Below are 13,280 nucleotides of genomic sequence, written 5' to 3' on the forward strand. Positions count from 1 at the left end.
AGGCATCGTCGAATATGCAATCCCCCGACCTCGGGCACTCAGGCCGCGAGGCGGGACAGGTCGGCCACGCGGTTCATGGCCTCATGCAGCGTGGCCAGCAGGCCCAGGCGGTTGGCCTTGAGCGCCGGGTCCTCGGCATTCACCATCACATGCTCGAAGAACGCATCCACGGGCGTGCGCAGCGCGGCCAGGGTTTGCAGGCTGGCCGTATAGTCGCCAGCCGCGAACTGCTGCCGGGCCTTGGGCGCCACGGCCTGCAGCGCAGCGTACAAGTCCTTTTCGGCTGCCTCGGCGAGCACGGCTTCGCTCACCCGGGCCTGCACTTCAGCATCGGCCTTCTTGAGGATGTTGCCCACGCGCTTGTTGGCCGCGGCCAGGGCCGGGGCCTCGGCCAGTTGCGCAAAGGCGCGCACGGCTTCGAGGCGCTTTTGCACGTCCGACAGACGCTGGGGGCGCAAGGCCAGCACGGCCTCCACCTCCTGGACGCTAAAGCCTTGCTCACGCAAATTGACGGCCAAACGGTCATAGATGAACTCGGACAGCAAATCGGGTGTCTGATCATCCAAAAACCGATATGTGGTGACCTTAACTGCACCCTCTTTTTCTAAAGACCTGCTAACCAGCTTGCCTGGCTCCTGCAAGCCCACGTTAGCTAAAGACTCATTCATTAGACGGTAAGCATCCTCCAACAGAACCTGCAAATCCAGCGGCAGGTCTTTCTCGACCAGCATGCGGATCACACCCAGTGCGTGGCGGCGCAGTGCGAACGGGTCGCGGTCACCCGTGGGCAGGTTGCCGATGCCGAACATGCCGACCAGGGTTTCCAGCTTGTCGGCCAGGGCCACGACCACGCCGGCCGCGCCGCGCGGCAGCTCGTCGCCCGCAAAGCGCGGCTTGTAATGATCCTCGATGGCGTCGGCCACGGCCGTATCCAGCCCGTCGTTGAGCGCGTAGTAGCGGCCCATCGTGCCTTGCAGCTCGGGGAATTCGCCCACCATGTCGGTCACGAGATCGGTCTTGGCCAGCAGCGCGGCCTGATCGGCCTGCTGCACCAGCTCGGCGCCGCCCAGTTGCTCGGCGATTGCCCTGGCAATCGCCCGCACGCGCTCCACGCGCTCGCCCTGGGTGCCCAGCTTGTTGTGGTAGACCACCTTGGCCAGGCCCTCGACGCGCGAGGCCAGGGTCTTCCTGCGATCCTGGTCGAAGAAGAACTTGGCATCGGCCAGGCGCGGGCGCACCACGCGCTCGTTGCCGCCGGTCACCGCCGAGGCATCGGCGGGGCTGATGTTGCTGACCACGAGGAACTGGTGGGTCAGCCGGCCCTCGGCGTCCAGCAGCGGAAAGTATTTCTGATTCGCCTTCATGGTCAGGATCAGGCATTCCTGGGGCACGTCGAGGAATTCCTTCTCGAATTCGCAAACCAGCACATTCGGACGCTCGACCAGGGCCGTGACCTCGTCGAGCAAGGCCTCGTCCTCGATGGGCTTGACGCCGCCGCCCACGCGCTCGGCGGCCTGCTGCAGCTGGCGTTCGATCTCTGCACGGCGTTCGGCAAAGCTGGCGATCACCGCGCCTTCTTCGCGCAGTTGCTGGGCATAGCTGTCGGCATCGCGCAGGACCACGGGATCGACCGCTGCCTCGAAGCGGTGACCATGGGTTGCGGCACCCGCGCTCAGGCCCAGGGCCTTGACGCTGACCAGCACCTGGGTGCCGTGCAGCACCACCAGGCCATGGGCGGGGCGCACGAACTGCACGCTGTCCCAGCCCGGCAGGGCGCAGCCGCTTTCCAGCTGGTAGGTCATGACCTTGGGAATCGGCAGCTTGGCAATGGCTTCGGTCAGGGCTTTTTGCAGGCCGTCGGCCAGCAGGGCTCCGGCCACGGTGCTGTCGTAGAACAGGGCTTCGGCCTTGCCGTCCACGGCGCGCTTGAGGCCGGCCACGGCCGAGGCATCGGCGCCCAGGGCCGCCAGCTTCTTGAGCAGGGCCGGCGTGGGCTGGCCGTCGGCACCCAGGCCCACGCTCACGGGCATGAGCTTTTGCGAGACCTGCTTGTCCGCAGCCTTGGGCAGTACCTCGGTGATGTGGGCCGCCAGGCGGCGCGGCGAGGCATAGGCCGTGAGCTGCGAGTCCTCGCAGGTCAGGCCCTGGGCGCGCAACTGCTGCAGCAGCACCTGGGCAAAGGCATCGCCGAGCTTTTTCAAGGCCTTGGGCGGCAGCTCTTCGACGAACAGTTCAACAAGAAGATTCTGGGAGGAACTCATGGGGATTTCCGGATATGGCGCAGCGCACAGGCTCGGGGCCATCAAGGTTTGTATGAAGGCGGTGGCCGCAGCACTTAAGCCGCGGTCTTGGGCTGCATCTGCTCGACCCACTCGCGCGGGGCCATGGGAAAGCCCAGGCGCTCGCGGCTTTCGTAATAGCTCTGGGCCACGGCACGCGCCAGGTTGCGGATGCGGCCTATATAGGCCGCACGCTCGGTCACGCTGATGGCGCCGCGCGCATCCAGCAGGTTGAAGGTGTGGGCCGCCTTGAGCACCTGCTCGTAGGCCGGCAGTGCCAGTTGCTCGCCCATCAGGTGCACGGCCTGCTTTTCATGCGCGCCAAAGGCCTGGAACAGAAAGTCGGCGTCCGAATGCTCGAAGTTGTAGGTGGACTGCTCGACCTCGTTCTGGTGATAGACGTCGCCATAGGACAGGCCCTCGGTCCAGACCAGGTCATAGACGTTGTCCACGCCCTGCAGGTACATGGCCAGGCGCTCCAGGCCGTAGGTGATCTCGCCCGTGGCGGGCTTGCAGTCGATACCGCCGACCTGCTGGAAATAGGTGAACTGCGTGACCTCCATGCCGTTGAGCCAGACCTCCCAGCCCAGGCCCCAGGCGCCCAGCGTGGGGTTCTCCCAGTCGTCCTCGACGAAACGGATGTCGTTCTTCTTGAGATCGAACCCCAGGGCTGCGAGCGAGCCCAGGTAGAGCTCAAGAATGTTGGCCGGTGCGGGCTTGAGCACCACCTGGTACTGGTAGTAGTGCTGCAGGCGGTTGGGGTTGTTGCCGTAGCGGCCGTCCTTGGGGCGGCGGCTGGGCTGCACATAGGCGGCCTTCCAGGGCTCGGGGCCCAGGGCGCGCAGAAACGTGGCCGTGTGCGAAGTGCCTGCGCCCACTTCCATGTCATAGGGCTGGAGCAGCGCGCAGCCCTGGTCCGCCCAGTAGGACTGCAGCTTGAGAATGATTTGTTGGAAGGTGAGCATGACGTGTTTGAACTTGCCGGCGGCACCAGACCGCAGCGGTGAATAACAGGCGGCTCGCGCCGCGCAAACGGCGATTTTAGTTCGCCGCCCGTCCAGATGCCCCGCAGTCCGGACTTGGCCTGCTTTCGCGCCAGCCTGCAACTGCAAAAAAAGGAGCTGCAACCACCTTTGAATAGACGATTTCAGACATGATTCATATTGAAAATGGCTACAGACAAGCGCAAGCAGCTCACTTTTCATTCATCCCCGCGGTCTGCCAGCGGATCCGACATGATCCAGGCCGCAGCCAGCTTCTAGAATCGCCTCTTACCCTCGTGGATCACCCAAGCCCCCGGAGCACGCCATGAACCTGATGAACATCATCACCAAGCAACTCATAGAGATCATCGAATGGACCGATGACTCGCGCGACACCCTGTCCTATCGCTGGCCCGATGACGACAAGGAAATCAAGAACGGCGCCCAGCTCATCGTGCGCGAATCGCAGCAGGTGCAGTTCGTCTCCTCGGGCCAGTATGCCGACCTGTTCAGCCCCGGCCAGCACACGCTGTCCACGCAGAACATTCCGATCCTGTCCACGATCAAGGGCTGGAAGTACGGCTTCAACTCCCCGTTCAAGTGCGATGTGTACTTCATCAACACGCGCTTGTTCACGGGCAACAAATGGGGCACCTCCAACCCCGTCATGGTGCGTGACAAGGACTTCGGCGCCGTGCGCCTGCGCGCCTTCGGCACCTACGACTTTCGCATCGTCGAGCCAGCCAAGTTCCTCAAGGAAGTCGCGGGCACGGACCAGAACTTCCGCATCGACGAGTTCGCCGACACCATGCGCTCGCGCATCATCAGCGTGTTCACCGAATCCCTGGCGCGCGCCCAGGTGCCGGTGCTCGACGTGGCCCAGCGCTATGGCGAGCTCGGCGACGCGCTGCTGCCGCTGATCAACCCCGCCATGACCGACAAGTACGGTCTGGAGATCACCAGCTTCGTGCTGGAGAACGTCTCCGTGCCGCCCGAGGTCGAGGAAGCCATCGACAAGCGCTCGAGCATGACGGCCATCGGCAACCTCAACGACTACGTGAAATACCAGATGGGCCAGGCCATGGCCAACGGCGGCGAAGGCGCGGCTGCGGCCACCATGCCCGCCACCATGGCCATGGGCTTTGGCATGGCCCAGGAAATGATGAAGAGCATGCAGGGCGGTGCCGCGCCCGCAGGTCAGGGCCCGGCCTCCGATCCGTTCTCGCCCGCCGCCGCGCAGGCAGCCCAGGCCGCGCCCGCCGCCGCAGGCGGTGCGCTGCAGGTCCTCACCCCGACCCAGGCCGCCGAGGCGCTGGGCGTGAGCGAGGCCGATGTGCTGGCCGAGATCCAGGCCGGCAACCTCAAGGCGCGCCAGATCGGCAGCCAGTGGCGCATTGCGCAAAGCGCGCTGGATGAATTTCTGCGCGGATAAGCGGTGAACGCACCCGCCTCGCAACCCTCTTCCAGCGCCTGGGAGGCAGCCTCGGCCACGCCCGCCATGGTGGGCAAGCATGCCTGCCCGGAGTGCGGTGCCAACCTCGAATGGAACGCCAAGGCCCAGTCGCTCAAATGCCCGTACTGCGGCACCCTGGTCGAATGGAGCGAGCCAACGCGCGAACAGCTGGGCCAGCAGGTGCAGGAGCTGGACCTGGAGCAGGCCCTGCGCGATCCGGCCTCGGCCAAGGGCTGGGGCACAGAGCGCTATGAGGTGCAATGCCAGAACTGCCGCGCGATCTCGGTGCTGTCCAGCAAGACCGCAGCCCAGCGCTGCGATTTTTGCGGCTCGCCGGCCATCGTCGCGCATGAGCAGGGGCAGGCGGCGATCACGCCGCAAAGCCTGCTGCCCTTCAAGATCAGCGACGGCCAGATCCGCGACAAGATCCGCAAGTGGTATGGCAGCCGCTGGTTTGCGCCCAACAAGCTCAAGACCGCGGCACTGACCGACACCCTGCACGGCGTCTATCTGCCCTACTGGACCTTTGATGCCCATGCCGATGCCGACTGGCGCGCGGATGCCGGCTTCTACTACTACACCACCGAGACCTACCGCGACAGCAACGGCAACACCCAGACCCGGCAAGTGCGCCATGTGCGCTGGGAGCCCGCGTCCGGCTCCCTGGCCCACTTCTTCGACGACGAGCTCGTGCCCGCGACCGTGGGCGTGCACGCCGAGCTGCTGCGCCAGATCGAGCCCTTTCCCACGACCAGCGATCTCAAGCCCTATACGCCCGAGTTCGTGCGCGGCTGGACCGTGGAGCGCTACCAGGTCGATCTGGGCCGCGCGGCCCAGCTCAACCTCAAGAGCATGGACGAGCAGTTGCGCGCGTTGTGCGCACGCCAGATCCCTGGCGACACCTACCGCGACCTGCGCGTGCAGCGCGAATACCAGGGACGGACCTTCAAGCACATCCTCGTACCCGTCTGGCTGGTCGGCTACACCTACGGCAGCAAGACCTACCAGATCGTGGCCAACGGCTATACGGGCCAGATCGCGGGCGAGCGGCCTTACAGCTGGATCAAGATCACGCTGGCCGTGCTCGCCGTGCTGCTGCTCATCGTCCTCATGGCGCCCTTGTTCGTGCAGCAATAAAAAAACCGCGAGCCCAAAGGCCTGCGGTTTTTGCATGAAGGCTGCCGATCAGCGCACGGGCTTGTTTACTGGCCTTCCCAGCGCTTCAGGACCAGCGAGGCATTCGTGCCGCCAAAGCCAAAGCTGTTGGAGAGCACAGTCCTGAGCTCGGCATCACGCGTTTGCGTCACCAGGGGCATGTCGCCCAGGGCCTCGTCGGGTTGCTCCACGTTCACCGAACCGGCAATGAAGCCCTTGTTCAGCATGATCAGGCAGTAGATGGCCTCCTGCACGCCGGTCGCCCCCAGCGAGTGGCCGGTCAGCGACTTGGTCGACGAAAACGGCGGCACCTTGTCGCCGAACAGCGTCTGCATGGCGCGCACTTCCTGCATGTCGCCCACGGGCGTCGACGTGCCATGGGTATTGATGTAGTCCACACCGTGTTCCAGGCCATCCATTGCCTGGCTCATGCAGGCAATGGCGCCGTCGCCCGAAGGAGCCACCATGTCCTCGCCATCGCTGGTCGCACCAAAGCCCACGACCTCGCCCAGGATATGGGCGCCGCGCGCCAGCGCATGCTCCAGGCTCTCCAGCACCACGGCCCCGCCGCCGCCCGCGATCACAAAGCCGTCACGCTTGGCGTCATAGGCGCGCGAAGCCTGTTGCGGCTGGTCGTTGTACTTGCTGGACATGGCGCCCATGCCGTCGAACAGCAAGGCCATGCCCCAGGAGAGCTCTTCGCCGCCGCCCGCGAACATCACGTCCTGCATGCCCCAGGCAATCTGCTGGGCCGCAGCACCAATGCAGTGGGCCGAGGTCGAGCAGGCCGAAGTGATGGAGTAGTTGATGCCCTTGACCTTGAAGTTGGTCGCCAGACAGGCCGACACCGTGGAGCTCATGCAGCGCGTGACCTGATACGGGCCTACGCGGCGAATGCCTTTCTCGCGCAGCGTGTCGGCCGCCTCGATCTGGTTGGCCGGCGAGCCGCCGCCCGAGCCCATGATGAGGCCGGTGCGCGCATGGCTGACCTGCTCGGGCGAGAGCCCCGACTGGGCAATCGCATCTTCCAGCGCAATCTGGGCATAGGCTGCAGCATCGCCCATGAAGCGCAGCTGCTTGCGATCTATGCGCGATTCGATATCGATCTCGGGAATGCCTGCGACCTGGCTGCGCATGCCCAGGGCAGCGAACTCGGCACAAGGCTTGATGCCCGAACGGCCCTCACGCAGCGAGGCCTCCACCGTGGCCAGGTCGTTGCCTATGCACGAGACAATGCCGGCACCGGTGATGACTACGCGACGCTTGGTCATGCTGCACTTCCCTTGCCTTCACCCTCGCGCAGGAACAGCCCCACGCGCAGGTCATTGGCCACATAGATTTCCTTGCCATCGGCCAGCAGACGGGCATCGCCTATGGCCATGTTCAGCTTGCGCTTGATGACCCGCTTGATATCAATTTCGTATGTCACCAGTTTGACACCCGGGCCGACCTCGCCCGTGAACTTGACCTCGCCTGCGCCCAGGGCGCGGCCACGGCCCGGCAGGCGCAGCCAGGTCAGGTAAAAGCCGATGAGCTGCCACATGGCATCCAGCCCCAGGCAGCCCGGCATCACGGGATCACCCTGGAAGTGGCAGTCGAAGAACCAGAGATCGGGCCTGACATCGAGCTCGGCCACGATCTTGCCCAGGCCGTGGGCGCCACCGTCGCTGGAGATGTGCGTGATGCGATCGAACATCAGCATGGGCGGCAGGGGCAGACGCCCGCTTTCGGCGCCAAACAGCTTGCCCTCGCCCGAAGCGATCAGTTGCTCATAAGAAAAAGAATCGGCCATTATCTAACTTGCTCCGCGGCAGCGGGGGCGCCGCCTGTATTTCTGTCTGAAAAGCTGAGGCCCTCCAAGGACCATGCAGCCGCGCATTATCGGTGTTGGGCGTCACACCACAAGTACAAAACCCATGCAGCAGCACAAAACTCTGCCACAAAAGCGTGCCGCACCTGCCTCTGATCAGCCCTTGTGCATCTGCTTTGCAGCGCCCCGCCCTCGTTTCAGCCAAGCCGCGACCACCAGACCCAGACAGGCCAGCCACAAAGGCAGCAGCCCAAAACCATGGGCCCAGCGGGCGAACGGCGTCAGCCCATCGCGCCCCTGAACCTGGCCTTGGAGCACGGCGCGCTCGAAGGGTGCGAGCGCCTTCACCACACGCCCCTCATGGTCGATGACGACCGTGGCGCCAGTATTGGTGGCGCGCAGCATGGGACGCTCGAACTCCAGGGCCCGCATGCGGCTGATAGAGAGATGCTGGTCAATGGCCACGCTGTTGCCAAACCAGCCGATGTTGCTGACGTTCACCAGCACCGTGGGCGCGCTCTGGCCCGAGCCAAAGCTCTGAGCCAGCTCCTCACCGAACAAATCCTCATAGCAGATGTTGGGCGCCAGCCTCTCGCCAGCCCAGGCCAGGCTGGGCTGGGTCAGGGAGCCACGATTGAAATCGCCCAAAGGGATGTTCATCATCTCGGTGAACCAGCGGAACAGTGGCGGAATGAATTCACCAAATGGCACCAAATGATGCTTGCTGTAACGATAATCTTCACGATCGCCGGGGGCTTGCTCTGCGTGGGCCTGGGGTTTCCAGCCCAGCACGGAGTTGGTATAGCCCTCGGACTCCGAGCCCAGCGGAATCCCGACCAGCGCCGCCTGCCTGGAGTCCGCCCGCGTATAGCGCTCACGCAGCAGGCTCAGATACTCTTCGGGCAATTGCTGAGGCAGCAGAGGAATCGCGGTCTCGGGCGCCACCACCAACTGGGCCTTGGCATCGAGGAGCGCACGCCCATACCAGTTGAGCGCCAGCGGAATGCCGCTGCCCGCCTCGAACTTTTCGTCCTGGGGAATATTTCCTTGCAGCAGCTCCACGCTCAAGGCCGGCCTCTGGGCATCTTGCGGGCCCACGGCCTGCTCGCGCACCCACCACAGCCCCGCCCAGGCAAGCCCCAGCACAAGCACCAGTACCGCCAAGGCCGCAGGCCTCAGATTTTTGCGCTGCAGCCACAGCATGGGAAGCACATAGGCCAGCACGGCCGCAACAAAGCCCGTGCCGTAAACGCCCAGCCAGCGCGGCAGCACGGCCAGCGGCCCTTCTACATGTGCATAGCCACCGGCTCCCCAGGGGAAGCCGGTCCAAAGCCAGCCACGTGCCAGCTCGGCCAGCGTCCACAAGGCAGCGAACAGCAGCGCCGCAAAACCTCTTGCGCCCGGATGGAGCTTGTGAAAGCCCCAGGCTGCGAGCGCGTAGTAGCTGGCCAGAAAAGCCGCCAGCGCGAATACGGCCAGCACGGCCAGCGGCGCAGGCAGGCCGCCATAGACATGCATGGAGATGAACAGCCACCAGAACGCCCCCACCAGCCAGCTCAGCGCAAACAGCCAGGCCCGGACTGCGGCCCGACCCGGCGAGCCTGCGGTCTGCAGTCCCCAGGCGAGCACGGCCAGCGAAGCGATCTGCAGCCACCAGAGGGGTCTGCCATAGCCGCCAGCCAGACTCAGCCAGCTCTCGCCCTGGCCACGCGCCCAGGGCCAGGCCAGGGACAAGGCCTGGGCCAGCCCGGCCAGCACCAGCAATGCCCCTACCAGGGCAGCATGGAAAGATGAGCTCGAAGCCCGCTGCGGAAAAGATGCGTCAGCCGACATGCAAGAAGTCACCAAGAACCAGGGCGTTTTGCGCGCGTCAGTCGTTGTTCGCCAGAGCATTGCCCTGGCCACGCACCACCTTGAACCAGCGCACGGCACCGCCCTTGGTGTGCAATACGGTGAAGACGAGGCCGGCCAGTTCGATCTGCTCGCCGCGCTTGGGCACATGGCCGGTCTCATGGGAGATGAGCCCGCCTATGGTGTCGAACTCTTCCTCGGGATCGCTGGGTCTGAGTTCGACCTCGAAAGTCTCGTTCACATGCTCGATGCTGGTGTCGCCAGCCACGCGGTAGCTGCCATCGGCCAGCGCAAAGATATCGCCCTCGTCCTCGTCGGTGATGTCGAACTCGTCCTCGATCTCGCCCACGATTTCCTCGAGCACGTCCTCAATCGTGACCAGGCCCGCGACACGGCCGAACTCATCGATGACCACGGCCAGGTGATTGCGGTTGCCACGGAATTCACGCAGCAAATCATTGAGCCCCTTGCTCTCGGGCACAAACACCGCAGGACGCAGCAAGGCACGTATGTTGAGGCCTGGCGAACGCTGGAGCTTGAGCAAATCCTTGGCCAGCAGAATGCCGATGATGTTCTCGCGCTCGCCCTGATGCACCGGGAAGCGCGAGTGCGCGGTATTGATGACCTTGTGCAGGATCTCTTCGAACGGCGCATCGATATTGACCAGATCCATGCGCGGCGCGGCCACCATGACATCTCCGGCCGTCATGTCGGCCATGCGGATCACGCGCTCCAGCATGACGCGCGACTCCGGCCCTATGACTTGTTTGTCCTCGGCATCGGCCAGGGTTTCTATGAGTTCGTCAGGAGACTCTGGAGCCGGATGAATGAACTCGGCGACCTTTTGCAGAAAGCTTCGTTTGCCTTCCCTCTCGGAAGAGCGCGCAGGATGGGGGTCGGACACTGTCGTGTGGTGCAGGACGTGCGGTAGTGGAAGAAGTCTGCAAGGATAGCGGATAGCACTTCTCCTTTGCCAGCGCTCATCCAATCGATGCCGCTTTTTTATTCGCCCGACTGGTGCCGCCCTTCCTGCACGCCACGACGGATTTCCTGGACATCGGAAAGAAAGTCCCAGAACTGCTTGGCCTGCTTCTTGAGCAGGTAGTCGACCTCGCCAATATGGTCGGTCATCATTGAGCTCATGTGCGTGTCTATGCCTGCCGGAGGCAGTTGCAGATAGGCCTCGGACTCCGAGCCGTCACGCTTGATCGAGGCGCCCGCATTGCGTGCAATGCGCAGCATGGCCGTGTTCTCGGACAGCGCATGAATGAACATCATGGACACACCCTTGGTGCGTGCATGGATCACGGCGCGGTCGAACAAGCGCCCGCCATAGCCCCGGCCGCGCGCCTTCTTGAGAACGGAAACCCCGAACTCGGCGCAGTTCTTGTAGGCAGGCAGCTCGGTGAAGGCCAGATGCGCCATGGCAATCAGCTCCAGCCGGCGGTTGTAGATGCCAAAAATGTCGTCGCGCTCGAAGTCCAGCTGCATCGCATAGCGGCGCACCTGTTCGTCGCTGGCCGCATAGCCAAAGCGCAGATAGCGGTCGGATTCTTCGAGCTTGAGCAAATGCTCCACCACGCGCTCTCTGTGGGAGGCCCCCAGGGAACGTATGGGCACCATGGCCGAGGATGAGCCCGGTCGGTGTGGCTGGCCTGCGCTGGTGCGCAGCATGTCCCGGCCAGCCTGCCAGGATGTTTTCAACCAGTCTTTGGATACATTCATGGCTCGTAATATAGGTAAAAACCCGAATGCCGGCAATCATTTTTATTGCACTGCAGCAAAACTGTAGTGACTTTGCCGCAAAGCTTGCGCGCCCCAGGGCGTGGCAACCATCGGGTAAACCTGGAGACCGAGACATTTGCCTGACAATTCCACAGGGGCCCGGAGCATGGGCGCTCATGAAATTACACAGGAACAGCCGTCGTTACCTTGACCCGGTCCATCACAAAGCTGGTCTTGCAGTCCTGCACGCTCGGATGCTTGAGCAGCGTGTCCATGATGAAGCGGCTGTAGTGCTGCATGTCGGCCACAACCACGCGCAGCAGATAGTCCATCTCCCCGGTCAGGGAGACGCATTCCACCACCTCGGGCCAGGTCTGCACGCTGGCGCGAAACACGTCCATGGGATTGCGCTTGCTGGTCTCGGTGTGCTTTTCCAGCCGGACATTGAGATAGGCCGTGAGGCTCAGCCCCACGGCCTCGGGCTGGATCAGGGCCACATAGCGGTCGATGACACCACTGTCCTCCAGGCGCTTGACGCGCCTGAGCACCGCACTGGGCGACAATCCGACCTGCTCGCCTATGACGTCATAGGTCTCGCGCCCATTGGCCTGCAGGCGACGCAGGATGGCACGATCGAGCTTGTCTATGGTGTGCGGGGAACTCATGACGGCAGCCTCCTTGAACGCCAAATAACTCAAGGGTTAACCCTTGAGTGAAATTTAAATTGCACGAAATCAACATTCTCGGCAATTTTCATGCATTTTCAATATTCACAGACCAGGAAACCGCAAAAAGCTGATCGGCATCACCCCTAAAGTGCAGACATGCGTTGCAGCCCGCATCCGAGGCTGCCATTGTTTTGCCCCACCAGGACGGAGATCCCCCATGAACGCCCCACTGCCACAGACCCCGCCGGCCCAGGACTTCAAGACCTGGGACAACCCCATGGGAACCGACGGTTTCGAATTCATCGAATATGCGGCACCGGACCCCGTCGCCATGGGCCAGCTGTTCGAGCGCATGGGCTTTCAGGCCGTGGCCAGGCACAGGCGCAAGAATGTCACCCTGTACCGCCAGGGCGAGATCAACTTCATCATCAATGCCGAGCCCGACAGCTTCGCCCAGCGCTTTGCACGCCTGCATGGCCCCAGCGTCTGCGCCATTGCATTTCGCGTACAGGATGCGAAATATGCCCATGAGCGGGCCATCGCCCAGGGTGCCTGGGGCTATGACCAGCAAGCCGCGCCCGGCGAGCTCAGCATTCCGGCCATCAAGGGCATTGGCGATTCGCTGATCTATTTCATAGACAAATGGCGCGGCAAGAACGGCGCCAGGGACGGGGAGTTGGGCAACATCAGCTTCTTTGACGTGGATTTCGAGCCCCTGCCCGGTGCCGAGCTGCACCCGCAGGGCCATGGTCTGACCTATATCGACCACCTGACGCACAACGTCTACCGCGGGCGCCTGGGCGAGCTTGCAGGCTTTTACGAGCGCATCTTCAACTTTCGCGAGATCCGCTACTTCGACATCGAAGGCCAGTCCACGGGCGTCAAGAGCAAGGCCATGACCAGCCCCTGCGGCAAGATACGCATTCCCATCAACGAAGAGGGCAATGACAAGGCCGGCCAGATCCAGGAGTATCTGGACATGTACCACGGCGAGGGCATCCAGCACATTGCGCTGGGCTCGACCAACCTCTACGACACCGTGGATGCGCTGCAAATGAACGGCATCAAGCTGCTCACCACCAGCGAGACCTACTACGAGCTGCTGCCCAAACGCATTCCCGACCTGAAGGAGCCCATCAGCGAGCTGATGGCACGCAACATCCTGGTCGACGGCAAGCCCGGCGATCTGCTGCTGCAGATCTTCAGCGAAAACCAGCTCGGCCCGATCTTCTTCGAGTTCATTCAGCGCAAGGGCAACGACGGCTTTGGCGAAGGCAACTTCAAGGCTTTGTTCGAGACCATGGAGCTCGACCAGATGCGCCGGGGCGTGCTCTGAGAAGTCCTGCGCCAGGACAT

General features: G+C 63.3%; 11 protein-coding genes. 3 read left to right on the plus strand and 8 right to left on the minus strand.

The annotated features are described in order from the left end of the window. Positions 1-38: 38 nt before the first annotated feature. On the minus strand, positions 39-2,303 hold the full coding sequence (gene glyS, locus G486_RS0108665; protein WP_407059793.1) for a glycine--tRNA ligase subunit beta: 2,265 nt from the start codon (positions 2,301-2,303) through the stop codon (positions 39-41). A 32-nt stretch (positions 2,304-2,335) separates the two neighbouring features. Then, the gene (glyQ, locus tag G486_RS0108670; protein WP_027015192.1) at positions 2,336-3,244 is read right to left on the minus strand and encodes a glycine--tRNA ligase subunit alpha; all 909 of its coding nucleotides are present in this window, start codon (positions 3,242-3,244) and stop codon (positions 2,336-2,338) included. A gap of 343 nt (positions 3,245-3,587) precedes the next feature. Here glyQ and G486_RS0108675 point away from each other — a divergent pair, with 343 nt between their 5' ends. Both G486_RS0108675 and G486_RS0108680 read left to right on the plus strand, forming a co-directional pair. Further along, on the plus strand, positions 3,588-4,694 hold the full coding sequence (locus tag G486_RS0108675) for an SPFH and helix-turn-helix domain-containing protein (protein WP_027015193.1): 1,107 nt from the start codon (positions 3,588-3,590) through the stop codon (positions 4,692-4,694). Between the two features lie 66 nt (positions 4,695-4,760). Next, positions 4,761-5,852, plus strand: coding sequence for a TFIIB-type zinc ribbon-containing protein (locus G486_RS0108680; protein WP_027015194.1), 1,092 nt, complete (start codon positions 4,761-4,763; stop codon positions 5,850-5,852). A gap of 65 nt (positions 5,853-5,917) precedes the next feature. Here G486_RS0108680 and fabB read toward each other — a convergent pair whose 3' ends face one another. The 6 genes from fabB to G486_RS0108710 all read right to left on the minus strand — a co-directional run bounded on the left by fabB (position 5,918) and on the right by G486_RS0108710 (position 11,921). Continuing rightward, complete coding sequence (gene fabB / locus G486_RS0108685; RefSeq protein WP_027015195.1) at positions 5,918-7,141, minus strand: beta-ketoacyl-ACP synthase I; 1,224 nt, start codon at positions 7,139-7,141, stop codon at positions 5,918-5,920. Further along, positions 7,138-7,662, minus strand: a complete 525-nt coding sequence (fabA, locus tag G486_RS0108690) for a bifunctional 3-hydroxydecanoyl-ACP dehydratase/trans-2-decenoyl-ACP isomerase (protein WP_027015196.1) — start codon at positions 7,660-7,662, stop codon at positions 7,138-7,140. The genes fabB and fabA overlap by 4 nt, the downstream gene beginning before the upstream one ends. A 174-nt stretch (positions 7,663-7,836) precedes the next feature. Next, positions 7,837-9,513, minus strand: a complete 1,677-nt coding sequence (gene lnt, locus G486_RS21840) for an apolipoprotein N-acyltransferase (protein WP_084455138.1) — start codon at positions 9,511-9,513, stop codon at positions 7,837-7,839. A 37-nt stretch (positions 9,514-9,550) separates the two neighbouring features. Then, the gene (locus tag G486_RS0108700; RefSeq protein ID WP_027015197.1) at positions 9,551-10,435 is read right to left on the minus strand and encodes an HlyC/CorC family transporter; all 885 of its coding nucleotides are present in this window, start codon (positions 10,433-10,435) and stop codon (positions 9,551-9,553) included. Between the two features lie 98 nt (positions 10,436-10,533). Continuing rightward, positions 10,534-11,256: a GNAT family N-acetyltransferase gene (locus tag G486_RS0108705; RefSeq protein WP_027015198.1), complete on the minus strand. Its 723-nt coding sequence runs from the start codon at positions 11,254-11,256 to the stop codon at positions 10,534-10,536. A gap of 182 nt (positions 11,257-11,438) precedes the next feature. After that, positions 11,439-11,921 (minus strand): Lrp/AsnC family transcriptional regulator, encoded by a 483-nt coding sequence (locus G486_RS0108710; RefSeq protein WP_027015199.1) that lies wholly within the window; start codon positions 11,919-11,921, stop codon positions 11,439-11,441. 220 nt (positions 11,922-12,141) lie between these two features. Here G486_RS0108710 and hppD point away from each other — a divergent pair, with 220 nt between their 5' ends. Next, positions 12,142-13,260 (plus strand): 4-hydroxyphenylpyruvate dioxygenase, encoded by a 1,119-nt coding sequence (gene hppD / locus G486_RS0108715; protein WP_027015200.1) that lies wholly within the window; start codon positions 12,142-12,144, stop codon positions 13,258-13,260. The last annotated feature ends 20 nt before the right edge of the window (positions 13,261-13,280 follow it).

It is taken from the genome of Comamonas composti DSM 21721 (genome assembly GCF_000429845.1).
GTDB classification, from domain to species: Bacteria; Pseudomonadota; Gammaproteobacteria; order Burkholderiales; family Burkholderiaceae_C; genus Comamonas; species Comamonas composti.

What these genes read in the sequence shown, in the direction of transcription:
- glyS (WP_407059793.1), bottom strand. Translation starts at nt 2,303, where the DNA reads ATGGCCCCGAGCCTGTGCGCTGCGCCATATCCGGAAATCCCCATGAGT.
- glyQ (WP_027015192.1), bottom strand. Translation starts at nt 3,244, where the DNA reads ATGCTCACCTTCCAACAAATCATTCTCAAGCTGCAGTCCTACTGGGCG.
- G486_RS0108675 (WP_027015193.1), top strand. Translation starts at nt 3,588, where the DNA reads ATGAACCTGATGAACATCATCACCAAGCAACTCATAGAGATCATCGAA.
- G486_RS0108680 (WP_027015194.1), top strand. Translation starts at nt 4,761, where the DNA reads ATGGTGGGCAAGCATGCCTGCCCGGAGTGCGGTGCCAACCTCGAATGG.
- fabB (WP_027015195.1), bottom strand. Translation starts at nt 7,141, where the DNA reads ATGACCAAGCGTCGCGTAGTCATCACCGGTGCCGGCATTGTCTCGTGC.
- fabA (WP_027015196.1), bottom strand. Translation starts at nt 7,662, where the DNA reads ATGGCCGATTCTTTTTCTTATGAGCAACTGATCGCTTCGGGCGAGGGC.
- lnt (WP_084455138.1), bottom strand. Translation starts at nt 9,513, where the DNA reads ATGTCGGCTGACGCATCTTTTCCGCAGCGGGCTTCGAGCTCATCTTTC.
- G486_RS0108705 (WP_027015198.1), bottom strand. Translation starts at nt 11,256, where the DNA reads ATGAATGTATCCAAAGACTGGTTGAAAACATCCTGGCAGGCTGGCCGG.
- G486_RS0108710 (WP_027015199.1), bottom strand. Translation starts at nt 11,921, where the DNA reads ATGAGTTCCCCGCACACCATAGACAAGCTCGATCGTGCCATCCTGCGT.
- hppD (WP_027015200.1), top strand. Translation starts at nt 12,142, where the DNA reads ATGAACGCCCCACTGCCACAGACCCCGCCGGCCCAGGACTTCAAGACC.